Genomic DNA, 23,431 nt, shown 5'->3' with positions numbered 1-23,431 from the left:
AGAGCCAGAGCCAGAGCCAGAGCCAGAGCCAGAGCCAGAGCCAGAGCCAGAGCCAGAGCCAATCGCTCCCCCTGCTGTTTTGCAGGAAAAGCCAGGGGCGGAAAAAAGTGACAAAAAAGGCTGGTTTGCGCGGATTAAATCAGGCCTGGGCAAAACCCGCGCTAATTTGACCGACGGCATCGCCGATCTGTTTTTAGGTAAAAAACAGATCGATGACGAGCTATTAGAAGACTTAGAAACGCAGCTGTTGCTGGCCGATGTCGGCATTGAAGCAACGACAGAGATCATTGGGCGCCTGGAAGCGCGCGTCTCGCGCAAAGAACTCAATAATCCCGAAGCACTCTACCGTGGTTTGCAAGAAGAGCTGACCACTATGCTGGAGCCGGTCGCCAAACCTCTTGTGATTGAAAAACGCTCGCGCAATCAAGAGGGCAACGGGCCGTTTGTTATTTTAGTCGTCGGCGTTAACGGCGTGGGTAAAACGACCACTATAGGTAAGCTGACTCAGCGTTTTCAGCGTGAAGGTAAAAGCGTCATGTTGGCGGCTGGCGATACCTTCCGCGCCGCCGCCGTTGAACAGCTCAAAGTATGGGGCGACCGTAACCGCGTGCCGGTGATTGCCCAGCATACCGGTGCCGATAGTGCTTCGGTTATTTATGACGCGGTAGCTGCTGCCAAAGCACGCGGTGTCGATGTGCTGATTGCCGACACCGCCGGCCGGCTACATAACAAAAGCCACCTGATGGAAGAGCTGAAAAAAGTCCACCGGGTGATGCAGAAACTAGATACCAGCGCCCCTCATGAGGTGATGCTAGTACTCGATGCGGGAACCGGGCAAAACGCTATTTCTCAGGCCAGTACCTTTAACGATGCCGTGCCTATCAGCGGTATCACCTTGACCAAGCTGGATGGCACCGCCAAGGGTGGCATTATTTTCGCGCTGGCTAAGCAGCTAGGAACGCCGATTCGCTTTATTGGCGTGGGGGAGGGCATTGATGATCTTCGCCCCTTTGAGGCCAGTGATTTTGTGCATGCGCTGTTTGACCGTCAAGAGGATGATGTCAACGCATGATCGCTTTTGAGCATGTGGGAAAGCGCTATGGCGGCCGTTTTGAAGCGCTAGCGCACCTCAATTTTCGTGTCGGTCGAGGTGAAATGGTATTTCTTACCGGCCATTCCGGCGCGGGTAAGAGTTCACTGTTGCGCTTAATCATGCGTCTTGAAAAGCCCAGTCGCGGGCGTGTCATAGTGGCCGGTCACGATATTGCCCAGCTGCATGCCAGCCAGGTGCCGTTTTATCGCCGCCAAATTGGCGTCGTCTTTCAGGACCACCAGCTGCTCTTTGACCGCAGTATTTTTCACAACGTCTCGCTGCCGCTGGATATCCAAGGGATTGAATCCCGCGAAACCGCTCGTCGAGTGCGTGCGGCGCTAGATAAGGTGGGGTTATTACACCGTGAGAAAGCGCTGCCGATAGAGCTGTCTGGCGGTGAGCAGCAGCGGGTGGGCATTGCTCGCGCCGTGGTCAATAAGCCCGCGCTGCTGCTGGCGGACGAGCCAACGGGTAACTTAGACCCTCAGCTTTCGGCGGATATCATGGGGCTGTTCGAGGATTTTAATCGCATCGGCACCACTGTCATGATTGCTAGCCACGACCTCGCTCTGATTGCACGACTGCGTCATCGTATTCTGCGCTTGAGTGACGGTCGTCTCGTGGGCGACGAGGGGGCGCTATGAAGCCATCGGCTACTCCCAGGCGCCGCCAAGGAGCGGCGTTAAAAACGCCGCGCAGGTCGCCCGCCAAAGCACCTGATAATAAACTTTCGCAGCGAGGCGCCAGGTCGCATCAGGCGCGCTTTTCAAGCCGCCTGCGGGCCTGGGGTCGTCACCACCGCAGCATGGCAGGAGACAGCTTCTATCGCTTGGTGCGCTACCCGGTTGGCAATCTACTAACAATGCTGGCCATTGCTATTGCGCTGGTGCTGCCGGCCGCTCTCTGGCTAACGTTAGATAGTGCGCGCCTGCTAGATGCGGAGCTTGATGAGAGCGCAACGCTAACGATGTATCTAGAGTTGGCCGCTGATGACGCACAGGCTCTGCGGATTGAAGAAGCCGTCAATGCTGAGGGGAGTGTGCTTGAGACACAGTTGATCAGCGCGGACCAGGGTATGGTGGAATTTCAGCAGGCGCTGGGGCTTGATGATGCGCTGGCTGGCCTGGACGATAATCCGCTGCCGATTAGCATCGTAGTGCGACCAGAAAGCGTTGACCCTGCAGCCATGCAGCAGCTGGCTAACACGCTTGAAGCGCTTTCGGGCGTTGATGAGGTGCGAGTCGATTTAGCCTGGGTCGAGCGGCTCAGAAACTTAGCCGAGCTTGGCCGGCGCGTTGCCCTGGCGCTAGGAGCGCTGTTCGGTTTAGGGGTGCTGCTGGTGGTTGGCAATACTATTCGCTTGTCCGTAGAAAGCCGCCGCCGAGAAATTGAAGTTGTCATGCTGATTGGCGCTACTCATGCTTTTGTTCGGCGGCCATTTTTATATAGTGGCGCTTGGTACGGTGTCGGTGGCGGCCTGTTAGCACTGGGGCTACTCGGCGTGGGCAATCATTGGCTATCACTGCCGGTGGCGGCACTGGCCGCAAGCTACGGCGCGAGCTTCTCCTTGCCTCAACTTGATGTGACAGGCTCTACAATTCTGCTATCTTGCAGTACACTACTAGGCTGGTTGGGCGCTTGGCTGGCGGTGACTCGCCATCTCTCAAGTATTCGTCCAAGATGATGCCGTTGGGTGGCAAAGGCTTTGAACCTTATCCACACAATCGGGTCTGAATGTATAAGTTAATTAAGGCGTGCTACGTCAACCACGATGGTTTACAGGGGAGACCACCTGCACATGAGCACTAGTCTTCTACCGGTGGGGCAGCTTTCACCCGGCGGCGATCTGGGCGGTTATATCCGCGCGGTCAATGGTATTTCGGTATTAACGGCCGATGAAGAGCGCGAGCTTGCCTATCGTTTGCACGATGAAGGCGATTTAGAAGCCGCTCGGCGTTTAGTTATGTCGCATTTGCGCTTTGTTGTGCACATTGCCCGCAGTTATTCAGGTTATGGGTTGCCGCAAGCGGATCTAATTCAAGAAGGTAACGTTGGCTTGATGAAAGCCGTCAAGCGTTTTGATCCCAACCACGGCGTTCGGCTGGTTTCTTTTGCGGTGCACTGGATCAAAGCTGAAATACACGAATTTGTACTGCGTAACTGGCGCATTGTGAAAATCGCCACGACGAAGGCTCAGCGTAAGCTGTTTTTCAATTTGCGCAGCGCTAAGAAGCGCCTAGCATGGTTGAACAACGACGAAGTCGCCGCTATTGCTAAAGATCTCGACGTTAAGCCTGAAATTGTTCGCGATATGGAAGGCCGCCTTTCTTCTTACGACGCTGGGTTTGACGGCTCGCCGAGCGACGATGACGACAGCGCTTATCAAGCGCCGGTGCATTTTTTAGATGATGCTGCGTCAGACCCGGCAACACAGCTGGAAGACAGCAATTTCGAAGAAGACTCCACGCGTCGTTTGCAACTGGCGTTGGAAGGGCTGGACGATCGCTCGCGAGATATCTTGCAGCGCCGCTGGTTAGCCGAAAATAAAGAAACGCTGCATGATTTGGCCGACGTTTACGGCGTGAGTGCAGAGCGTATTCGTCAGCTTGAAAAAAATGCCATGAAAAAGCTGCGCTTGAAAATGGGTGAAGATTCCATTGCTGCATAGCTAGGTTTAACTAACGTAAGTTTAAATACCGTAAGTTGCAGTATGGTATGTGTAATACAAAAAACCGGCCCTCTTTAAAAGCAGGGCCGTTTTTTATGGGTAAGCTTTATGGGGCAAGAGCCCGCGTCCCGTTGGCTTAGGCAGGGAGTGCGACGGCGCGTAGCAAGTGAGCCGACAACAATGACCACTGATCTTCCCAGTGCTCGGTCGGCAGGCGTTTAAAGTCACTGCGCACGTACTGCGAAATGCGTCCCTCTGCCTGGGCTGTTAGCAGGTTAGCGGCGGCCGGGGCCGGAATGGTGGGCCGCAGCCCTTCGCGAAGTTCTGCCTCGCGGAGGATCTGCTTTAGCTGCGTCTCTAGGCGCTCAAACAGCTGATTGACGCGCTGGCGCAGCCGAGCGGTTTCGCCAGTAAGCACGTCGCCCCCCATCACGCGAGCAAGGCCAGGGTTCTTTTCAGCAAAGCCTAGTAGCAGCGCAAGGATGGTGCCGCAGCGCGTGGTGGCATCGGGTACGTCTTCTAAAATGCGCGTAATCCGGGCAAAAATACTCTCTTCAATAAAGTCGATCAGCCCCTCAAACATGCGCGCTTTGCTAGGAAAGTGGCGATAGAGTGCCGCTTCGGATACTCCCACCTGGCGCGCCAGGGCCGCCGTGGTAATGCGTTTTCCGCTGTCCTCTTCAAGCATCAATGCCAGCGCCTGAAGAATTTGCTCGCGACGGCGAGGCTTTTGGTCATCACTCATAAAGTGCCCTCCGTCGCGGTTAGTACGCGTCCATTATTTGAGTGCCTACCCCAGCATTGGTGAAGATTTCTAGCAACACTGCGTGGGGGACGCGGCCATCAATAATGTGTGCGCTGTTCACACCGCCTTTAACGGCATCAAGAGCGCAGCGGATTTTGGGCAGCATGCCGCCATAAATCGTGCCATCGGCGATTAGGGCATCTACCTGGAAAGTGGTTAATCCAGTAAGTACTTCGCCTTCGGCATTCATTAAGCCGGCCACATTGGTGAGCAGCATTAATTTTTCGGCATTAAGAGCTTCGGCAATCTTGCCGGCCACTAAGTCGGCATTAATGTTGTAGCTGTGGCCTTTTGCATCAACGCCGATGGGGGCAATCACCGGAATAAAGTCGCGAGCCGCGAGCATCTCGATTAGCTCGGTTGAGATCGACTCGACTTCCCCTACGTGACCAATGTCGATAATTTCAGGCGCGGTCATTTCGGGGCTTTGGTGCTCAACTTTGAGCTGGCGGGCACGAATTTGTGCGCCGTCTTTACCCGTTAAGCCTATCGCCTTGCCGCCGCTCTGGTTGATGAGATTGACGATGCTTTTATTGACCAGGCCGCCTAGAACCATCTCAACGACGTCCATGGTTTGCGAGTCGGTGACGCGCATGCCGTTCACAAAGCGTGACTCAATGTTGAGCTTTTTTAGCAGGTCGCCAATTTGCGGGCCGCCACCGTGCACCACCACTGGATTGATACCGACTTCCTTCATTAACACGATATCGCGTGCAAAGGAGTCTATCAGGGTGCTTTCAGTCATCGCATTGCCGCCGTATTTGACCACGACGGTTTTGCCGGAAAACTGTTGGATATAGGGAAGTGCTTCAGAAAGCACTTCCACAACGACCTGGGGGTCGCTACTGGCTGAACTCATTATGTTGTCCCTTGCGAACGTTGTTATGCTGATCACATTTGTGCTGATGCAGTGATAAGGGCCGTGCTTTCTTGGTGCACACGATCCCTTCGGCGCCTAGCTTTCTTCAATGGCGAGCTTAAGCTCTGGCGCGGCGCGTAATAACGCGGTGTTAAAAACAGTTTTGACGCGCGCTAGGGCGGCATCGTCTTTGCCTTCAAAGCGCATCACCAGTGCAGGCGTGGTGTTAGAGGCTCGACACAGCCCCCAGCCATCGGCATAGTCGACGCGAATGCCGTCCAGCGTGGTTTTGATACCTTCGCCGAAGTCGCCCTCGCGAGCAAGCTTATCCACGATAGAAAATTTGTTAGCGTCGGTCACCGCAATATTAATTTCCGGGGTGCTCACGTCCTGGGGGAATTGTGCGAAGAGCGTATCAGCGTCGTCAGATTGGTTAGCTAAAATCTCAACCAGTCGGGCGGCGGCATAAAGGCCATCGTCAAAACCATACCAGCGTTCTTGGAAAAAAATATGCCCGCTCATTTCACCTGCCAGCTGGGCACCCGTTGCTTTCATGCGCGCCTTGATCAGCGAGTGCCCGGTGCGCCACATTTCCGGTTCGCCGCCTGCTTCGCTGATTACTTTCACCAGGTTGCCCGTGGACTTAATGTCAAAAATGACCTTGGCGCCGGGCTGGCGAGTGAGCATGTCGGTGGCAAATAGCATCAGTAGATGATCGGGAAAAACTAGCTGGCCGTGAGGCGTCACAACGCCTAGACGATCGCCGTCACCATCGAAGGCAAGGCCAATATCAGCGCTGGTTTCGTGAACCTTGCGTATCAGATCTTGCATGTTCTCCGGCTTGCCAGGGTCCGGATGGTGATTGGGAAAGTTGCCGTCGATCTCAGCAAACAATGGAATCGTCTCCACGCCTAGGCGCGACAGCAGCTGTGGCCCCAGCTCTCCGGCGACGCCGTTGCCGCAGTCGACAACGGCTTTTAGCGGCCTGCTGAGGCGAACATCGCCTAAAATACGCGCTAAGTACGTTTCGCGAATATCTTGCTGAGTGATGCTGCCTTGGCCCTCTACTAGCTCGCCCGACTGGATGCGCTCGAACAGGGCAGTGATGGCATCGCCGGAAAGCGTTTCGCCGCCCAGCACAATTTTAAAGCCATTATAATCTGGCGGATTGTGGCTGCCGGTCACCATGACGCCCGACTGGGTACCCTCTAGCAGATGCGTAGCAAAGTAAAGCACCGGGGTGGGCACCATGCCAATGTCGATGACGTTGCGCCCTGCAGCGTTTAGACCGCGCATTAAGGCCGCTTGCAGCCGCGCGCCGGAAAGACGCCCGTCGCGTGCCACCACCACCGTGGACTCACCGCGTGCGGCCGCCTCGGAGCCCACAGCGCGGCCAATCATCTCGACCGTGCTTTCTGTCAGCGTGTCGTCAACAATGCCGCGAATGTCGTAGGCGCGAAAAATCGAAGCGGGTACGGTTTGTGCATCCATAAGGCTTCCTAGCTAAACGCAACATGCGTTGCTCATCGCGGCGTTATCCGCCAAAGGCTACTGACTGCCGGTGCTGCCAAATCCTGCGCTGCCGCGTGAAGAATCTTCAAAAGCGTCCACAAGAGAGAGTTCGGCCTGTACAACAGGCACAAGCACATACTGTGCCAGACGCTCAAAGGGCGCGAGCGTAAACGCGCTTTGGCCACGGTTCCAGACAGAAATCATCAGCTCACCCTGATAATCAGAGTCGATTAAGCCGACCAAGTTACCCAGTACGATGCCGTGCTTATGCCCCAGACCCGAACGCGGCAAAATCATGCCCGCAAGGGCAGGGTCTTCAATATAGATGGCAATGCCTGTGCGTACGAGCTGACATTCGCCGGGGGCTAATGTTAGCGGCTCATCTAGCAGGGCGCGAAGATCCATGCCTGCGGAGCCTTCGGTGGCATACGTTGGCAAATAGTCGTTTAGTCGCTCATCCAGCAGTTTGCACTGTAGCCGAGGTCGGGCGGTCATAGGATGTCTCCAGAAGCGGTGTTAGATGATTTTTCAGCTGTTTGTGTCGCTAGTAGGGCGAGCGCTTGACGAATAATGGTGCCAGCCAGCTGTGTTTTTGGCTGGGGCGCTTCTGATCGACTTTCAACGCCTTGAGGCGTGCGCCACAGGAGCCAAGCAGCGTTCTGGTCGCTGCCAAAGCCAAGGCCGGCTAAAGAGACGTCATTAGCGACGATCATGTCCAGCCCTTTGCGCTGCAGCTTGTCACGTGCGTAGCGCTCGATGTCCTGGGTTTCGGCAGCAAAGCCGACCACCAGCGGACGCTGCTCAGCAGGCAGTGCCGCGACGCTGGCGATAATGTCAGGGTTTTTTACCAGGGTCAGGGTAAGCGTATCACCCGTTTCCTGTTTTTTGAGTTTGTGCTCGGCGGGGGCCGCGGCGCGATAGTCGGCGACGGCGGCACAGCCAATAAACAGCGCGGCGCGGGGCGCTAGCCGCTGAGTCTCGGCGTGCATCTGTTCGGCAGACTCTACGTCAATACGCGTGACGCCTTTTGGTGTGGGTAGCTCAACTGGACCGCTGATTAGCGTCACGTTGGCGCCTTCAAGCGCCGCCGCAGCGGCCAGCGCGAAGCCCATTTTCCCCGAGCTGTGATTGGAGAGGTAGCGCACGGGGTCGAGCGGCTCACGGGTAGGGCCCGCCGTAATAACAATATGAGGAGCACTCGCTGCAGGGCGTGGCGTGGCGGGAGATGCCATAAATAGGTCGACAATCGCGCTAAAAATCGCGTCAGGCTCGCTCATGCGGCCAGGACCGACATCGCCACAGGCTTGGTCGCCGGCAGCGGGGCCTATCAGTTGCCATTTGTCGTTTTCCAACTGCGCTACGTTGCGCTGTGTGGCGGGATGGCGCCACATGGCTTGGTTCATCGCCGGGGCAATGAGTTTAGGCGCATCAGACGCTAAACACAGCGTAGTGAGCAGGTCGTCGGCCATGCCGTGTACTAGACGTGCGATCAAGTCGGCGGTGGCCGGTGCAATCAGCACGACATCTGCCCAGCGCGCTAGCTCAATATGCCCCATGCCCGCTTCGGCCTCAGGGTCGAGCAAGGACGTGCGCACCGGCTCGCCAGAAAGCGCCTGCAGCGTTAGTGGCGTAATAAACGCCTGTGCCCCGCTGGTCATCACCACGCGTACCTCGCAGCCTGCTTGCTTAAGCAAGCGCACCAAAAGGGCGCTTTTATAGGCCGCGATACCCGCGCTAACCCCTAGTAGCACACGCTTTCCCGTGAGCGTCGACGCCTTGTCAGGCGCGCTTATTGAAGTACCAGAAGCCATGAGCAGTGATCCACGTCAGCGTTCGTGAGGAGGCTTACCATACCATTGGCATCGCGATTTGGCATGCTAGGGGTAAACAAGGTTAAGCTAGCATTATCCGGGCTAGTTTTAATGAGGCTTGTCTGTGGGCGACTATTCTCAATAAGGCGGATATCAATAAGCACAAAAGAGATGAAGGCAGGAAGGTGTCATGGGAATCAATCATTGGCCGGAAGGTGAGCGGCCCCGAGAAAAACTATTAAATAACGGCGCTCAGGCGCTTTCAGATGCAGAGCTACTGGCGATTTTCCTGCGCGTTGGCGTGCAAGGCCGCTCGGCGGTTGATTTAGCGCGAGACCTGCTCAGCAGCTTTGGCGGCTTGCGGCCCCTGCTAGAGGCTAATCAGGCAAGCTTTTGCGCCGCGCATGGATTGGGCAGTGCTAAGTATGCCCAGCTTCAGGCGACGCTTGAGTTGTCGCGACGTCATTTGGCCAGTCAGTTGGCACGCGGCAATGCGCTAACGTCACCTGCCTTGGTACGTCACTATTTGAGTTCACAGCTGCGCCATTTAGGGCATGAAGAATTTGCGGTGCTTTTTTTAGATACTCAGCACCGAATTATTCGCTATGAATCGCTGTTTCGCGGTACCCTAGACAGCGCATCTGTTTACCCCCGCGAAGTTGCCAAGCGCGCGTTAGAACTTAGCGCTGGCGCCGTTATCCTGGCTCACAACCACCCCTCTGGCGTGGCAGAGCCAAGCGATGCTGACCGACGTATTACGGAACGTTTAAAAGACGCTCTCGCACTGTTTGACGTGCGCGTGCTGGATCATTTCGTGGTGGGGGATGGAGACGTGGTCTCTTTTGCCGAGCGTGGCTGGCTATAAGCTCAATTGGTGCATCGTTCTTAGCCGCTAAGAGATTCGCGGTGTAGAACATGGCGCCATCCTTGTTTTGCTAAGTTTTGTGAGCAAAAAGGCTGTTTTTTAGCCTTTTGGGTCGGTTTAGCTTGCTGCTAGTCAGGTGCTCTGGTATAAAGTGCCACCTTTAAACTTGGGTTGAATAACGGATTTGGATAAAGCTTGGCCGGTTAACCGCGTCGACGCCTTCCTTGCTCCGGTTTGCCCGACAGTTTTGAACACTCAGGTTATTATATCCTGGCCAAGCAGTTGAGAGGCTCTCATGTCCAAAGTATGTCAGGTTACCGGTAAGCGTCCGGTAACTGGAAATAACGTTTCACACTCAATGCGTAAGACACGTCGTCGTTTCTTGCCAAACCTGCACACCCATCGTTTTTGGGTTGAGTCTGAAAACCGCTTCGTCAAGCTGCGCGTTTCTACCAAAGGAATGCGCATTATTGATAAAAACGGTATCGACGCAGTTTTGGTTGGTATTCGTAAGCGCGGCGACGCTATCTAAGCCAGCTTTTGGCCAAGCGTTTCGGACCAAGCATTTTGGAAGGATTAAACCATGCGCGATAAAATCAAGTTGGTGTCTAGTGCCGGTACAGGCCACTTCTACACCACTGATAAAAACAAGCGGAACACGCCGGACAAGTTCGAATTCAAAAAATTCGATCCGGTCGTCCGTAAGCACGTTATGTACAAGGAAGCTAAGATCAAGTAATCGCTGTTGCGATGAAGATCGGCTTTCACTGCAGGCTAGCGCCTGTTCAAAAACCCGGCCCCAAGCCGGGTTTTTGCATGCATGTCTTTCATGTTACATGCGTCTCTTTGCCACTTTCACAAGGCTGTCATCAATAGGCCGGTACAGTGTCCAAATATGCCCGAACTCCCCGAAGTTGAAACGACCCGACGCGGGATAGCCCCCTATATTGAGGGCCAGGAAATTACCGAGGTGTTGGTGCGGCAGCCACGGCTGCGTGTGCCGGTGCCAGAGGATCTCGCTGAGAGGTTGGTGGGCGCGCGGATTGGCGTGTTGACGCGACGTGCTAAATATTTGCAGATCCCCATTCACGCTGGCCAAGCGCCAGAAGGCGAACGTGATACCGCGCAACAAGCGGATGCAACGCTGCTATGGCATCTAGGTATGTCGGGTAGCCTGCGTATTGCTAGGGTGGGGGACTTGCCTAAAAAGCATGACCATGTCGATGTGGTGACTGCCAGCGGCTATGTGTTGCGCTACCATGATCCTCGCCGCTTTGGCTTTGTGGATTGGCAGCAAGAGGATGCAGCGCTGGATAAGCGCCTTGCGCACTTAGGACCAGAGCCGCTGTCTGATGCGTTTAACGGTAAATGGCTATACACGCTCTCGCGCAACAAGCGGGTGGCGGTTAAGCCTTTTTTGATGGATAACCAGGTAGTGGTTGGCGCCGGGAATATTTACGCGGCCGAGGCGTTATTTATGGCCGGTATTGATCCACGGCGCGCAGCGGGCCGCGTGTCCCTCGCGCGCTATCAGCAGCTGGCGGTAGCGGTAAAAGAGGTGCTGGCCGCTGCGATTACTCAGGGCGGCACTACGCTACGCGATTTTGTGAGCGGCCAGGGTGAGCCGGGCTACTTTGCCCAGCGCCTGAAGGTTTACGGGCGCCATGGCCAGCCGTGCTTTCGCTGTGGTGCTGAACTGCGCCGCATTACGCTTGGCCAGCGCGCCAGCGTGTTCTGTCCCGGCTGCCAGCACTAATGGCCGCCCCTAATACTGTTGTTTTGCACCTCAAATGATTGCCCTATTCAAGTTTGTTGCCATGCCTAGGTTTTATTAAGCCTAAGATTTTCTAAGCCTCAGGTTTTTCAAGCCTAAGTTTTAAGGCAACGTTTTAAGACAAAGCGCTAAAACAGCGCTTTTGGAGATTTTTGTGACCCAACGCCTGCGCCTAAATAAACACGCTGACCGCCGCCTTAAAGCGGGACATCTTTGGATCTACTCCAACGAGGTCGATATTAAAGAGACGCCGCTGAAAAACTTTGCGGCAGGCGAAACCGCTCTGGTAGAAGCTTCCAACGGCAAAGTCATGGCGGTGGCGTATGTGAATCCTCATTCGCTTATTGCGGCGCGGGTCATGTCACGCGATCCCGAAATGCGCTTGGACCGCTCGCTGTTTGTGCACCGCTTTAACCAAGCGCTTGCTCTGCGCCAGCGCCTGTATGACCAGCCCTATTACCGCTTGATCCACGGCGAAGGGGATCTGCTGCCAGGTTTGGTGGTTGATCGCTTTGGCGATGTGGTCGTCGTTCAGCTCAATACTGCCGGCATGCAGGCATTGGCAGATGAGATCGTTGATGCGCTGGAAAAAGTCATCAAGCCTGAAGTGATCGTCTTCCGTAACGATACCGGCGGGCGTCGTCAGGAAGGGTTAGAGGCTCACGTTGAAGTGATCAAAGGCGTTTTGCCTGACGAAGTCTTGCTTGAAGAGAACGGCGCGCGCTTTGCTGTGCCGGTTATTAACGGCCAGAAAACCGGCTGGTTCTTTGACCACCGGGTGAACCGCGAGTGGCTCAATCGCCAAGTGTCGGGTAAGCGCGTACTGGACGTGTTCAGCTACGTGGGCGGCTGGGGTGTTCAGGCCGCGGTTCACGGTGCCAAAGATGTGCTGTGCTTAGACTCTTCCAAGACAGCGCTTGAGCAAGTGGCTCGCAACGCCGAGCTGAACGGTGTTCAGGAGCAGGTTGCCGTGGGTGAGGGCGATGCTTTTGAAGCCCTGGCGGCTTTGAAAGCAGACGGTGAGCAATTTGATGTCATCGTGCTTGATCCGCCTGCGTTTATCAAAAAGCGCAAAGATATTCCCAACGGCGAGCGTGCCTATGCCCGCTTAAACCGCGAAGCTATGCGCCTACTGGGTCGCGATGGCCTGCTGATGTCCGCCTCGTGCTCTATGCACTTGGCGAATGATCGGCTAATGGATGTCGTGCGTGGCGCGGTACGCCACCAAGACCGTCAAGGCCAGGTGATTTTCCAGGGCCACCAAGGGCCTGATCACCCGGTACACCCGGCTATCCCAGAAACGTCTTACCTAAAAGCACTCGGCGTGCGTGTGTTCCGCGATTAATCGAAAGGAAAAAGCTAATGGAGTGGGCGCTGCCTGATCCCTTCATGATTGATATCCGCGTGGCTGATGAGGCGATTGACGCCTATCAGCACGCCAACAACAGCGAGTATCTGCGCTGGGTTGAGCAGATCAGTTGGGCGCACTCGGAGGCGCTCGGGCTGTCGCTTGAGCGTTATCGTAAGCTTGATCGTGCCATGGTGGTTCATCGCCATGAGCTGGACTATCTCGCGCCCGCCTTTGCAGGCGACGAACTGCTGTTGGCGACCTGGATTGTCGATTGTGATGAGCGGTTCAGTTTGACCCGGCGTTTTCAGCTTAAGCGACCGCGGGATGGCAAAACGTTGCTAAACGCACGCACGCGCTTTGCCTGTGTCGCGCTTAGTACGGGGCGGCCCAAGCGGCTGCCCGATGAGTATCGGCGTATCTATGGCGGCGCGGTGGTGGTGGAGTGACGCAGGGACAAGTTGAATTTTTCGTGTAGAAACGGCATTCGCTAGATTTTTCTCCTAAAAAACGCCTTAGCCGGCGTTTTTTTTGTTTTTATTTTCTGGGCTGGTGGTCAACGTTAGGGGTGATGTAGTTTGCCTAACAGAGCTAATTTTTCTGCTGAGCGCCGACGTTACATTAAAAAGGAAGCCGCCAATGAATATCGCCATCCCTAAAGAAATTAAAAATCATGAATATCGAGTGGCTTTAACACCCGCCGGCGCACGCGAGCTAGTCGAGCGTGGCCATCACGTCAGTGTTCAGGCCGGTGCCGGTGAGGGTGCGGGATTTGCGGATGACGACTATCACGCCGCCGGAGCGCAGATAGAAACCGATGTAGAGGCGCTGTGGCGCGGTGCAGAGCTGATTCTTAAGGTCAAAGAGCCTCAGTCGGAGGAGGTGGCACGGCTCACCGCGAAGCATACGCTGTTCACCTACCTACATCTTGCCGCTGAACAAACGCTTACCCGTGGGCTGATGGAAAGCGGCGCGACCTGTATCGCCTATGAAACCATTACCGACGCGCGTGGCGGCCTGCCGCTGCTGGCGCCGATGAGCACGGTGGCCGGTCGAATGGCCGTTCAGGCCGGTGCGCACAGCCTAGAAAAAGCCCAGGGGGGCGCTGGCGTGCTGCTGCCCGGTGTCCCTGGCGTTGCGCCGGGCAAAGTGACCGTGATTGGGGGAGGCGTGGTCGGCGAAAACGCGGCCCGTATGGCGCTGGGGCTAGGTGCTGACGTCACCATCCTGGATAAGTCGCTGGCCCGGCTAGAAGTGCTGGACGATCGTTATCAGGGGCGCATTAAAACGGTTTATTCAACTACCGACGCATTAGACAGCGCTGTGCGTGAGTCCGATATGATCATTGGCGCAGTGCTGGTGCCTGGTGCGGCCGCTCCCAAATTAATCACTCGGAATATGCTGGCTAATATGAAGCCCGGCAGCGTATTGGTCGATGTCGCGATTGACCAGGGCGGTTGTTTTGAAACCAGCAAACCCACGACGCACGCCGAGCCGACCTACATCGTTGATGGCATTGTGCACTACTGCGTGGCCAATATGCCCGGTGCGGTAGCGCGGACCTCTACCCAAGGGCTAACCAATGCAACGCTGCCGTTTGTGATTGCGCTGGCAGATAAAGGCTGGCAGCAGGCGCTGCGTGATGACTCGCATTTTCTGCCGGGCCTTAATGTCCATGCCGGGCGAGTGACGTACCCTGCGGTGGCGCAAGCGTTTGGTCTTGATGGTGTTGATCCCGCCAGCGTCATCAGCGGCAGTTAAACCGTCCACCCGCTGGCCGTCGGTTTAATAGTGCGGAGGCAGCTCATCCTCAGGGCGTCGGCCACCCTGGGGCTCGCTATCTTGGAGTGCCTGATGTTGCTCGCGCAGACGTTCGCGCATTAGCCCACTTAGCTGCTCTAATTTTTCCAGGCGCCGCTCCTGTTGCACGACCGCTTGGTCTAGCGTGTCCAGCCAGTGTTCTTGGTAGGCGAGACGACTTTCTAACGATTCAAGAAGTTGAGTTAGCTCAGCAGGCGTTAATTCGTGGGTCATGATAACATTGCAGCCTTATGTAGTAGTATGCCGGTGCTATTGGGAGTGGGCCTGATAGTTCGGGTATTGTCCTTCGTCTGTTACCCATACAACAAGAGAGCTTTCTTTTTCTATGAACCCAAAAGTTGTGTTTCGCTGTTTCTTAATCAGTGTATTACTGTCCGCCCCCACGCCATTTCTGCTGGCGGGGATTGTTCATCTAACCGATAGTGCGCTCGCTGAGCTATGGTTGGCCGAGTTAGCCATCAGTGGTATGAGCGGTGTGTATATTGCCGTTGCTATAGGGTGTTTTATTGTTTTGTTCCTCGGCACCTTGGCATCAGCGGCGCTTGCGCCTTCAATGGTGGCGTCAGACGCTATGGCACGCTCCAAGTCAGCGTCGCGCCCGCCCCAGGCGGCTCCTTTGGAAGATGATGAGGAAGAAGACATCATCGACCCCAATGATGGCCGTGAAGAAGGTGATGTAAAGTGGTTCAACACTAACAAAGGTTACGGTTTTATTACCCGCGACAATGGCGAAGACGTATTTGTACATTTTCGCGCCATTCGTGGTCGTGGCCCGCGTATGTTGGCAGAAGGTCAAATTGTGCGTTACCACGTGATAAAAAATGAGCGTGGCCTGCAAGCTGACGATGTGAGTATTATCGAGTAGGTTTAACCACTTATTTGATAGCAAACGACCCCGCCAAGGCGGGGTCGTTTGCGTTTAGCTCGTTGGGTGGTTTAGTGAGCCTGATATCAGCGGCCCGAATCTGGCCACGCAATTTCACCTTCTTTGCCGCCCGGGAATACTTGCCAAAAGCGATCAGGATCATCGCCAGGGTGCCAGCCGCCTAGCGAGCAGCGCACCTCGGTTTGCAGCGCTTCGGCTGCCTGCTGGGCGCAGTCTTGGTCGGTTAGCCAGGGGGTATGGTTGCTATCAAACCAAAGGCTAGCAAACCCATCCGCAGCCCTATCAACCAATAAAACCGGTACACAGTCGCCCTGATATTGGCCGCGGGTTTTCCACTGGCCTTTACCGGCTGGGCTAAGCGGCGGTGCTATCAGCGAGCTTTTAAGCCACGCATTGAGTGCGTCAAGCGAAATGCTCTTCAGGTAAATTTCTATATCGGGGTAACGCTCCATCATACGTTTGCCTCGCCGGGTGTGAGCAGCGCCTGTAGCGTGGCTTCGTAAATCCGGCTTAAATCGTCTAGATCGCTGGCGCGAACGCGCTCATTGACCTTGTGGATGGTATCGTTAAGCGGTCCTAGCTCGACCACTTGCGCGCCCAGGGTGGCAATAAAGCGGCCATCAGACGTGCCGCCGCTGGTTGAAAGCGTGGGCCTCAGGCCGGTCACCGCTTCAACACCTTTAATGGCCGCATCGACAAGCTCGCCTTCTGCAGTCAAAAATGGCTCGCCATTGAGCGTCCAGTCTACCTGATACTCAAGCGCATGCTGGTCCAAAATAGCGTGTGTGCGCGTTTTGAGCTCCTCGTGCGTCACCTCGGTGGAAAAGCGGAAGTTAAATACCACCTCCACGTCGCCAGGGATCACGTTGGTGGCGCCTGTGCCCGCTCGAAGGTTAGATATTTGAAAGCTGGTGGCCGGGAAGAAATCGTTGCCAGCGTCCCAGTGCTCGTTGATGAGCGCCGTTAGCGCAGGCATCGCTTGATGAATAGGGTTGCGCGCTAAATGCGGGTAAGCCACGTGGCCTTGAATGCCTTCGACGTGCAGTACGCCGCCGAGCGAGCCGCGGCGCCCGTTTTTAATCACATCGCCCAGGCGCTCAGTAGAGGAAGGCTCGCCGACGATGCAGTAATCAAGGCGTTCATTGCGCTCGCGTAAATGCTCAACCACCGCACGGGTGCCATCCACTGCGGGGCCCTCTTCGTCGGAGGTAATCAGAAAGGCAATTCGCCCATCGTGCTGAGGGTAGCGAGTAACAAAACGCTCAACCGCTGTCAGCATTGAGGCCAGGCTGCCTTTCATATCGGCAGCGCCGCGGCCGCAGAGCATGCCCTCGTCGTCGATACAGGGTTCAAACGGCGGATGCTGCCAATTGATATGCGGGCCGCTGGGGACCACGTCGGTATGCCCCGCGAACGCTATGACGGGGCCGTGATGGCCGCGTATTGCCCAAAAATTTTGCACATCGCCAAACGGCAGACGCTCAATATGAAAACCGAGCGCTTCTAAGCGCTCGATCATCAGCGGCTGGCAGCCCTCGTCGTCTGGCGTGACCGACGCACGGCGCAGCAGCTCAAAGGCGAGCGTGAGCGTCGGCGACAGTGATTCAGACTCAGTTATGGGCATGCAGCGCCTCGTTTAGGGCGATCGCACTTTTATTGGTCAAGCACTCGATGCGGCCACTTTGTGAATTGCGGCGCCATAGCAGGTCATCTTGGCCGGCTAACTCGCGCGCAGCGACGGTATTCACTTCTTGGCCTTGCTCATCCAAAAGCGTAATTTTAGACCCTGCGGTGATGTACAGGCCTGCTTCTACCGTGCAACGGTCGCCCAGCGGAATGCCGATGCCTGCGTTGGCGCCGATCAAGCAGCCTTCTCCGACCTTAATAACCATATTACCGCCGCCGGAGAGCGTGCCCATGGTCGAGCAACCGCCGCCAAGGTCAGAGCCTTTGCCGATCATGACGCCGGCTGAAATACGGCCTTCAACCATGCCAGGGCCTTCAGTGCCGGCATTGAAGTTGACGAAGCCTTCGTGCATGACGGTGGTGCCTTCACCCAAATAAGCGCCCAGACGCACGCGGGCGGTGTCAGCAATGCGAATGCCGGTGGGCACCACGTAGTCGGTCATTTTGGGGAACTTGTCAACGCAGTCAACGGACAGCGCGCGGCCGGCCATGCGCGCCTTCAGGCGGCGCGTTGGTAGCTCTTCAATATCAATCGCGCCTTCGTTGGTCCAGGCGATATTGCGCAGCAGGCCAAACATACCAGTGAGATCGAGGCCGTGAGGCTTAACTAGGCGATGCGACAGTAGGTGCAGCTTTAAATACACCTCAGGCACGGTTTGCGGAGCTTGGTCTGTGTCCAGGAACATGGCTACCAGGGGGCGCTGGCTGGCAGAAAGCGCTTCAGCAAGCTCCGCTTGGGCAGAATGGCCGGCGGCTTCTAACGCCTTGGCCAGCCGCGTGCAGTCTTCGGGTAGAAAGCTGATGGCGGCATTGCCCTTGGGCGCATCTAGCGCTTGTTGCGCGGCCTCCACCAGACTCGCTTCTGGGTTGAACAGTGGCGCCGGGTAATAAATTTCCAGCCAGTTGCCCTGAGTGTTTTGAGTGCCGATTCCAAGCGCAAAGCTCAGCATAAGTCGTCGTCCTGTGGTTAGGGAAAAGGGTCGTAAAAATAAACAGTGTGTGGCCGCGGCTAGCCGCGTAGCTGGTCGTAATCGCCCTCGCGATAGCCGACTAAAATGGTGGCGTCGTCTACTTCGAGCAGCGGCCGCTTAAGCAGCGTCGGATGTTTGATCAGCAGTTGGCGAGCCGAGTTGGCGTCGTAGTTTTTCTCCTCATCGGAAAGCTCGCGCCAGGTTTTGCTGCGCTTATTGATTGCCTCCACTAGTGCTACGCGCTCAAGGATGTGCTCAAGCAAGCTCGCTGAAAGGCCATCTTTGCGTAAATCATAGCTTTTAAAGGCAATACCTTTCGCTTCTAAATCTTTTTGTGCCTTACGGCAAGTGTCGCAATTATTGATAATGTAGAGCGTTCGCATACGACCTCCAAGAACGTTAAATAAGGGCGCGGTGAGTAATCACTGTTAACCGAGCTCTATCAGCTGGCGAATTCGCTGGGCCGCTTCAAGCGTGGGCGCTAACTCAGCGACCAGCGCTAATCGCAAACGGCCGGCTCCGGGATTTTTGCCACTTCTGCCGGTACGGCCCATTAGGCTGCCGGGCAAAACGCTCACGTGCTGCTCAGCGAATAGGCGTTGGGTAAAGGCGATGTCGTCACCGCCCGGTACCGCAGGCCATAGATAAAAACTAGCCTTTGGCGCCGGAAAGTCCATTACGGGTGCGAGTACACCGGTAACGGCGCTAAACTTTTCGCGATAGGCGTCGCGATTCGCGCGCACGTGGTGTTCATCCTGCCAGGCGGCGATAGAAGCATGTTGCAGTGGTAGCGACATTGCGCAGCCGTGATAGGTACGGTAGCGCTTAAAGGGCGTCAGTAATGCCGCATCGCCCGCCACAAAGCCAGAGCGCAGCCCTGGCAAGTTGGAGCGTTTGGAAAGCGAATGAAAGACGACGCAGCGCCGGTAATCGTCGCGCCCAAGCTCTGCGCAGGCCTGCAACAGGCCGGGCGGTGGGGCGGCTTCGTCAAGATACAGCTCCGAGTAGCATTCATCGGAGGCGATAATAAAATCATGTTCATCAGCCAGCGCAATCAGCTGCTTGAACTCATCAAGAGGCGTGACCGCACCGGTAGGGTTGCCCGGCGAGCAAATAAAGACGATCTGCACCTCGCGCCACGTGGCGGCGGGCACCGCGCTAATGTCGGGTCGAAAGCCATTCTCAGCGGTGCAGTCCAGGTAAAGCGGCTCGCCACCGGCTAACAGCGTCGCGCCTTCGTAAATCTGATAAAACGGATTGGGTACGGCAACTTTGGCCGGGCGGGTGCGGTCCAGCGCCGCCTGAACAAAGGCGAAGATAGCTTCTCGCGTGCCGTTAACCGGCACTACGTGGCGCTCGCTATCCAGCTCGCGCAATTGAAAACGCTGGGCTGCCCAGGCAGCAATCGTTTGGCGCAGTGCAGGCAGGCCGTTAGTGGCCGGGTAGCGGGCCATTTCCAGCTGATGCGCCACCATGGCTTCCAGCGCTGCGGGGTAGGGGGCGTGCTGGGGTTCGCCAATCGTCAGCGAGATAGGTGCGATCTCAGCCGGTGGGGTGAGCGCTGCCTTGAGCGCGGCCAGCTTTTCAAACGGGTAGGGATGCAGGGCGTCAAGGTCGGCGTTCATGATATGTCCGTTGGTGGCGTGGCGGGCGTAGACCGACAATTATAAGCAAGCCCCAGTGTTGGCTCAAACCTTACTGGGCTTGCAGAGCATTCTAAACCCCTAATACTTCTATTAAGCGCTCGCGCAGCTGCTGCTGGCGCTCGGGGTCAGTAAGCGGCTCACCGGCTTTGGTGGTAATGAAAAATACGTCTTCTACGCGCTCGCCTAGCGTGGCAATTTTGGCCGCGGAAATAGCGATGTCCTGCTCCATGAAAATACGCCCTACTCGGGCCAGCAGGCCGGGGCGGTCGGGGGCCGTTAGCTCTAATAGGGTGCGCTCATTAGCCGGATCTTGTTCAATGATGACCTCGGTGGGTACCTTGAAATGCTTGAGCTGGCGCGGAGTATGGCGGGTGACAATCGTGGGGTAGTCATCAGGATCATCGAGCTCTTCGACTAAATGCTGACGCATCTCCTCGATGTACGCAGGATCGCGGATCGGCTGGCTGTGACTATCAAGGACGATAAAGGTATTTAGCGTCCAGTCGTTATGCGAGGTAGCAATACGCGCATCGTGAATTGATAGGCCGAGCTGCTCCATGGCGGCAGCGGTGGCAGCGAATAGATCATCCACCGAGCGGGTGTGGATGAATACCTTGGTGCCGCCTTCGGCCATATCTGCCGTGGGCGCGCTAATCAGCACCAGCGGTAGCGGCGACGGGTTGTGATTGAGGATGCCCTGGGTTTGCCAGACGATTTCGCTGGGCGCGTACTGTAGAAAATAGTCTTCCCCGAGCGAATCCCAAAGCTGGTCAATTTGGCCGCGATTGACGCCAATGGTTTGTAGCAGCGAACGCGCTTCTGTTTTCGTCTCGCGTACCCAGTCGTCGCGGTCCGGTGGATTGTTCAGGCCGCGGCGCAGGGCGCGTTTGGTTTCGGCGTGAAGTTGGCGCAGCAGCGATGCACGCCAGCCATTCCATAGCGTAGGGTTGGTGGCATTGATGTCGGCGACGGTGAGCACGTACAGATAATCTAAGCGGGTCTCGTTGCGCACGATCAGAGCGAAATCGCGAATCACGTCGGGATCGGTAATGTCGCGCTTTTGTGCCGTCATCGACATCAGCAGATGGTGCTCGACAAGCCAGCTAACGAGGTTGGTGTCATGCAGCGATACGTGATGCTTTTGACAAAACTGCTCGACATCGCGGGCGCCGATTTCTGAGTGATCGCCACCGCGGCCTTTGCCAATATCGTGAAATAGGCCGGCAATCCAAAGCAGCTCCAGCTTTGGCAGCTGCGGTATTAGCGCAGCCGCGACTGGGAAGTCGCTCTTGGCGTCCGATTTGCGAAAACCGTGCAGAAACTTAAGCAGCCGCAGGGTGTGAGCATCGACGGTATAGATATGAAACAGATCGTGCTGCATGAGGCCCACCGCGCGGCCAAATTCAGGCAGATACTTGCCTAGAATGCCGTAGCGGTTCATGCGGCGCAGCTGGCGTGGCACGTTGCCAGGGGCGCGCATAATGGCCATGAATAGCCGCTGGTGGCGAGGCTCGTCGCGATAGTGATCGTCAATTTGGTGGCGGTGATCACGAATCAGCCGGATCGTGTCCGCGCGAACCCCTTCAATCTCTGGGTGCTGGGCCATGAGGAGAAACAGTTCCAGCATGGCCGCGGGCTGCTCGCGAAATAAAGTGCGCGAGCGCGCTTGAATGTAGCCGCCTTTGGTCTCAAAGCGCTCATTGAGTTTGACGGTTTCTAGGGCCTCTTTGCCACGCAGAATGACTTCGTCAAAATGCTGTAGCAGCATGTCGTTAAGGCCTGCGAGCGCGGTGACATGCCGGTAGTAGCGTTTCATGAATTGCTCAACCGCCAGGCGTTCCGGCGTATCGCGAAAGCCAAACATGTCGGCAATGGTGCGCTGGTGATCAAACAGCAGGCGGTCTTCAGCGCGGTCGGTGAGCATATGCAGGGCATAGCGGACCTGCCATAAAAACGCCTGGCCCTGGCTTAGAATGCGCAGCTCGGCATCGTTCATAAACCCTTTGGCCACGATGTCGGTGTACTGCTCAGTATCAAAATGGCGCTTCGCGACCCAGCCGATCATTTGGATGTCGCGCAGACCGCCTGGGGAGCTTTTAAGGTTGGGCTCCAAATGGTATTCAGAGTTGTTGTAGCGGTAGTGGCGAGATATTTGTTCCTGCCATTTGGCCTCGAAAAAACGGTCGGCGGGCCAAATGTTGCTGGCGCTTAAGCGCTGCTGCATGGCGACACGCAGGCTTTCGGGGCCTGCGATTAGGCGCGATTCAAGCAGGTTGGTAATCACCGTCACATCGGCTTTGGCTTCTCGCTCGCAGTCGTTGAGTGAGCGCACGCTATGGCCAATTTCAAGGCCGATATCCCACAAAAAAGTGATAAACGCGGTGAGCGGCTCGCGGTAAGCGGTGTCATCGTCCTGTGCCAGCAGCAGTAGCAGGTCGATATCCGAGTGAGGGTGGAGCTCGCCCCGGCCGTAGCCACCCACTGCGACCAATGCAATACCGTCATCAGGCCATGCTTGCAGTGCCCAGGCTATCGCCAGCAGTTGGTCTAAATACCAGGCGCGCCCACGTACCAAGTCGCGAATATCCGCTCCGGCACGAAACTGGTCATCTAGGCGCGTCTGTAGCTCGCGCAGGGCCGCCTTAAACGGTGCAATCGGTGAGCGCGAACCTGCAAGCTCGGCGCGAAAGGCGTGCAGGTCGTAAAGCGAGGTGTCCGGTTCAAACCGGTAGTGGTGTAGGAGCATCAGTTGGGCAAAAAGCTGAAGTCTTCTTCGCTACGTGCAGTCAGCACCTCAACGCCAGACTCAGTGACCAGCAGCGTATGTTCCCACTGGGCAGAAAGGCTGCGATCTCTGGTGACGGCCGTCCAGCCATCGCGCAGTACCTTGGTTTTGTAGCCACCAACGTTGATCATCGGCTCGATCGTGAAGCACATACCCGCCGCCAGTTTAATGTCGGCATCCGGCGCGTAGCCATCGTAGTGTAAAAACTGCGGCTCTTCGTGAAACTCGGCACCTAGCCCGTGGCCGCAGAAGTCGCGGACGACCGAATAGCCGTTCTCTTCAGCGTGCTTTTGAATCACGCGGGCGAGTTCAGAAAGGCGTACCCCGGGTTTTACTAATTCGATGCTTTTATACAGGCACTCTTGAGTGATGCGGCTCAGTCGCTCGCCCTGAATGTTCTCACCGATGATAAACATAACGCTGGAGTCGCCGTGATAACCCGCTGGGGTCTTAACGGTGATATCCAGATTCATGATGTCGCCTTTTTTCAGCGTCTTGGCATCGTCGGGAATGCCGTGGCACACCACGTGATTCAGCGAGGTGCAGGTCGCCTTGGGGAAGCCATGGTAGTTCAGCGGCGCAGGTGTTGAGCCCAGTTCATTAACAATGTATGCGTGGCAAAGGCGGTCGATTTCGCCGGTGCTGATGCCCGCCTGCACATGCGGGGTGATCATTTCGATGACGCTGACCGCTTGGCGTCCGGCTTCGCGCATGTGTTCGATTTCAGAAGGCGTCTTGATAGGAACGTTCATGAATACTCGATTTGAATGTAAATGGGGCAAATAGAATGGCGCAATTTAAAACCGTAAAACGGGGCGCGACTTCATCTTGGCAATGATCTATGGTATAAAGCCGCGCGCTTTCCTGCAATCGTGATTCCGAGCTTCTTTATTGGCTGGGT

Annotated in this window: 25 protein-coding genes; 12 read left to right on the top strand and 13 right to left on the bottom strand. The window is 56.1% G+C overall.

Features of this window, described 5'->3' with window-relative positions:
• The 4 genes from ftsY to rpoH form a co-directional block, all read left to right on the top strand.
• Window positions 1–1,072, top strand: a 1,072-nt coding sequence (ftsY, locus tag CIK78_RS17620; protein ID WP_096282204.1) for a signal recognition particle-docking protein FtsY, incomplete at its 5' end; no start/stop codon positions are given.
• The gene (gene ftsE, locus CIK78_RS17615; RefSeq protein WP_096282203.1) at window positions 1,069–1,737 is read left to right on the top strand and encodes a cell division ATP-binding protein FtsE; all 669 of its coding nucleotides are present in this window, start codon (window positions 1,069–1,071) and stop codon (window positions 1,735–1,737) included. The genes ftsY and ftsE, both read left to right, overlap by 4 nt.
• The gene (gene ftsX / locus CIK78_RS17610) at window positions 1,734–2,777 is read left to right on the top strand and encodes a permease-like cell division protein FtsX (protein ID WP_096282202.1); all 1,044 of its coding nucleotides are present in this window, start codon (window positions 1,734–1,736) and stop codon (window positions 2,775–2,777) included. Before ftsE ends, ftsX begins: the two co-directional genes overlap by 4 nt.
• Window positions 2,778–2,891: 114 nt before the next feature.
• On the top strand, window positions 2,892–3,761 hold the full coding sequence (rpoH, locus tag CIK78_RS17605) for an RNA polymerase sigma factor RpoH (protein ID WP_096282201.1): 870 nt from the start codon (window positions 2,892–2,894) through the stop codon (window positions 3,759–3,761).
• A 136-nt stretch (window positions 3,762–3,897) separates the two neighbouring features.
• Here the strand turns inward: rpoH and slmA are convergent, their stop codons facing one another.
• From slmA to coaBC, 5 genes are all read right to left on the bottom strand, one after another.
• Window positions 3,898–4,506 carry a nucleoid occlusion factor SlmA gene (gene slmA, locus CIK78_RS17600; RefSeq protein WP_096282200.1) on the bottom strand — a complete coding sequence of 203 codons (609 nt, stop codon included), beginning with the start codon at window positions 4,504–4,506 and terminating at the stop codon, window positions 3,898–3,900.
• Between the two features lie 19 nt (window positions 4,507–4,525).
• Entirely contained in the window at window positions 4,526–5,425 is a 900-nt protein-coding gene (gene argB, locus CIK78_RS17595) for an acetylglutamate kinase (protein ID WP_096282199.1), read from the bottom strand.
• Window positions 5,426–5,521: 96 nt separating this feature from the next.
• Complete coding sequence (locus CIK78_RS17590) at window positions 5,522–6,916, bottom strand: phosphomannomutase/phosphoglucomutase (RefSeq protein ID WP_096282198.1); 1,395 nt, start codon at window positions 6,914–6,916, stop codon at window positions 5,522–5,524.
• Window positions 6,917–6,973: 57 nt separating this feature from the next.
• Entirely contained in the window at window positions 6,974–7,432 is a 459-nt protein-coding gene (gene dut / locus CIK78_RS17585) for a dUTP diphosphatase (protein ID WP_096282197.1), read from the bottom strand.
• The gene (gene coaBC / locus CIK78_RS17580; protein WP_096282196.1) at window positions 7,429–8,748 is read right to left on the bottom strand and encodes a bifunctional phosphopantothenoylcysteine decarboxylase/phosphopantothenate--cysteine ligase CoaBC; all 1,320 of its coding nucleotides are present in this window, start codon (window positions 8,746–8,748) and stop codon (window positions 7,429–7,431) included. The genes dut and coaBC overlap by 4 nt, the downstream gene beginning before the upstream one ends.
• A gap of 190 nt (window positions 8,749–8,938) precedes the next feature.
• Between coaBC and radC the strand changes: the two genes are divergently transcribed.
• From radC to ald, 7 genes are all read left to right on the top strand, one after another.
• On the top strand, window positions 8,939–9,613 hold the full coding sequence (gene radC / locus CIK78_RS17575) for a DNA repair protein RadC (protein WP_096282195.1): 675 nt from the start codon (window positions 8,939–8,941) through the stop codon (window positions 9,611–9,613).
• Window positions 9,614–9,908: 295 nt separating this feature from the next.
• Window positions 9,909–10,145 (top strand): 50S ribosomal protein L28, encoded by a 237-nt coding sequence (gene rpmB, locus CIK78_RS17570; protein WP_096282194.1) that lies wholly within the window; start codon window positions 9,909–9,911, stop codon window positions 10,143–10,145.
• 51 nt (window positions 10,146–10,196) lie between these two features.
• Window positions 10,197–10,352 (top strand): 50S ribosomal protein L33, encoded by a 156-nt coding sequence (rpmG, locus tag CIK78_RS17565; protein ID WP_096282193.1) that lies wholly within the window; start codon window positions 10,197–10,199, stop codon window positions 10,350–10,352.
• Window positions 10,353–10,508: 156 nt separating this feature from the next.
• Window positions 10,509–11,369 carry a bifunctional DNA-formamidopyrimidine glycosylase/DNA-(apurinic or apyrimidinic site) lyase gene (gene mutM / locus CIK78_RS17560; RefSeq protein WP_096282192.1) on the top strand — a complete coding sequence of 287 codons (861 nt, stop codon included), beginning with the start codon at window positions 10,509–10,511 and terminating at the stop codon, window positions 11,367–11,369.
• Window positions 11,370–11,541: 172 nt separating this feature from the next.
• Entirely contained in the window at window positions 11,542–12,732 is a 1,191-nt protein-coding gene (locus CIK78_RS17555; RefSeq protein ID WP_096282191.1) for a class I SAM-dependent rRNA methyltransferase, read from the top strand.
• Window positions 12,733–12,749: 17 nt separating this feature from the next.
• Complete coding sequence (locus CIK78_RS17550; RefSeq protein ID WP_096282190.1) at window positions 12,750–13,184, top strand: thioesterase family protein; 435 nt, start codon at window positions 12,750–12,752, stop codon at window positions 13,182–13,184.
• A gap of 190 nt (window positions 13,185–13,374) precedes the next feature.
• Window positions 13,375–14,496 carry an alanine dehydrogenase gene (gene ald / locus CIK78_RS17545; protein WP_096282189.1) on the top strand — a complete coding sequence of 374 codons (1,122 nt, stop codon included), beginning with the start codon at window positions 13,375–13,377 and terminating at the stop codon, window positions 14,494–14,496.
• A gap of 24 nt (window positions 14,497–14,520) precedes the next feature.
• On the opposite strand, the gene CIK78_RS17540 is transcribed toward ald, so the two are convergent.
• Window positions 14,521–14,769 (bottom strand): SlyX family protein, encoded by a 249-nt coding sequence (locus tag CIK78_RS17540; RefSeq protein ID WP_096282188.1) that lies wholly within the window; start codon window positions 14,767–14,769, stop codon window positions 14,521–14,523.
• Window positions 14,770–14,881: 112 nt separating this feature from the next.
• On the opposite strand from CIK78_RS17540, the gene CIK78_RS18145 reads away from it, so the two are divergent.
• Window positions 14,882–15,421, top strand: a complete 540-nt coding sequence (locus tag CIK78_RS18145) for a cold shock domain-containing protein (protein WP_096282187.1) — start codon at window positions 14,882–14,884, stop codon at window positions 15,419–15,421.
• A gap of 86 nt (window positions 15,422–15,507) precedes the next feature.
• Here CIK78_RS18145 and CIK78_RS17530 read toward each other — a convergent pair whose 3' ends face one another.
• The 7 genes from CIK78_RS17530 to map all read right to left on the bottom strand — a co-directional run bounded on the left by CIK78_RS17530 (window position 15,508) and on the right by map (window position 23,282).
• The gene (locus tag CIK78_RS17530; protein ID WP_096282186.1) at window positions 15,508–15,897 is read right to left on the bottom strand and encodes a hypothetical protein; all 390 of its coding nucleotides are present in this window, start codon (window positions 15,895–15,897) and stop codon (window positions 15,508–15,510) included.
• Entirely contained in the window at window positions 15,894–17,066 is a 1,173-nt protein-coding gene (gene dapE, locus CIK78_RS17525; protein ID WP_096282185.1) for a succinyl-diaminopimelate desuccinylase, read from the bottom strand. Before dapE ends, CIK78_RS17530 begins: the two co-directional genes overlap by 4 nt.
• Window positions 17,053–18,078, bottom strand: coding sequence for a 2,3,4,5-tetrahydropyridine-2,6-dicarboxylate N-succinyltransferase (gene dapD, locus CIK78_RS17520; protein ID WP_096282184.1), 1,026 nt, complete (start codon window positions 18,076–18,078; stop codon window positions 17,053–17,055). The genes dapE and dapD overlap by 14 nt, the downstream gene beginning before the upstream one ends.
• 59 nt (window positions 18,079–18,137) lie before the next feature.
• Window positions 18,138–18,482, bottom strand: a complete 345-nt coding sequence (locus CIK78_RS17515) for a Spx/MgsR family RNA polymerase-binding regulatory protein (protein WP_096282183.1) — start codon at window positions 18,480–18,482, stop codon at window positions 18,138–18,140.
• 45 nt (window positions 18,483–18,527) lie between these two features.
• Window positions 18,528–19,724, bottom strand: a complete 1,197-nt coding sequence (gene dapC / locus CIK78_RS17510; RefSeq protein WP_096282182.1) for a succinyldiaminopimelate transaminase — start codon at window positions 19,722–19,724, stop codon at window positions 18,528–18,530.
• 91 nt (window positions 19,725–19,815) lie between these two features.
• A complete protein-coding gene (locus CIK78_RS17505; protein ID WP_096282181.1) occupies window positions 19,816–22,491 on the bottom strand; it encodes a [protein-PII] uridylyltransferase in 2,676 nt (891 codons plus the stop codon).
• On the bottom strand, window positions 22,491–23,282 hold the full coding sequence (gene map, locus CIK78_RS17500; RefSeq protein WP_096282180.1) for a type I methionyl aminopeptidase: 792 nt from the start codon (window positions 23,280–23,282) through the stop codon (window positions 22,491–22,493). Before map ends, CIK78_RS17505 begins: the two co-directional genes overlap by 1 nt.
• Between the last annotated feature and the right edge of the window lie 149 nt (window positions 23,283–23,431).

Source organism: Halomonas sp. JB37 (assembly GCF_002332255.1).
GTDB classification, from domain to species: domain Bacteria; phylum Pseudomonadota; class Gammaproteobacteria; order Pseudomonadales; family Halomonadaceae; genus Vreelandella; species Vreelandella casei.
This window is presented reverse-complemented; position numbering and strand designations above follow the sequence as displayed.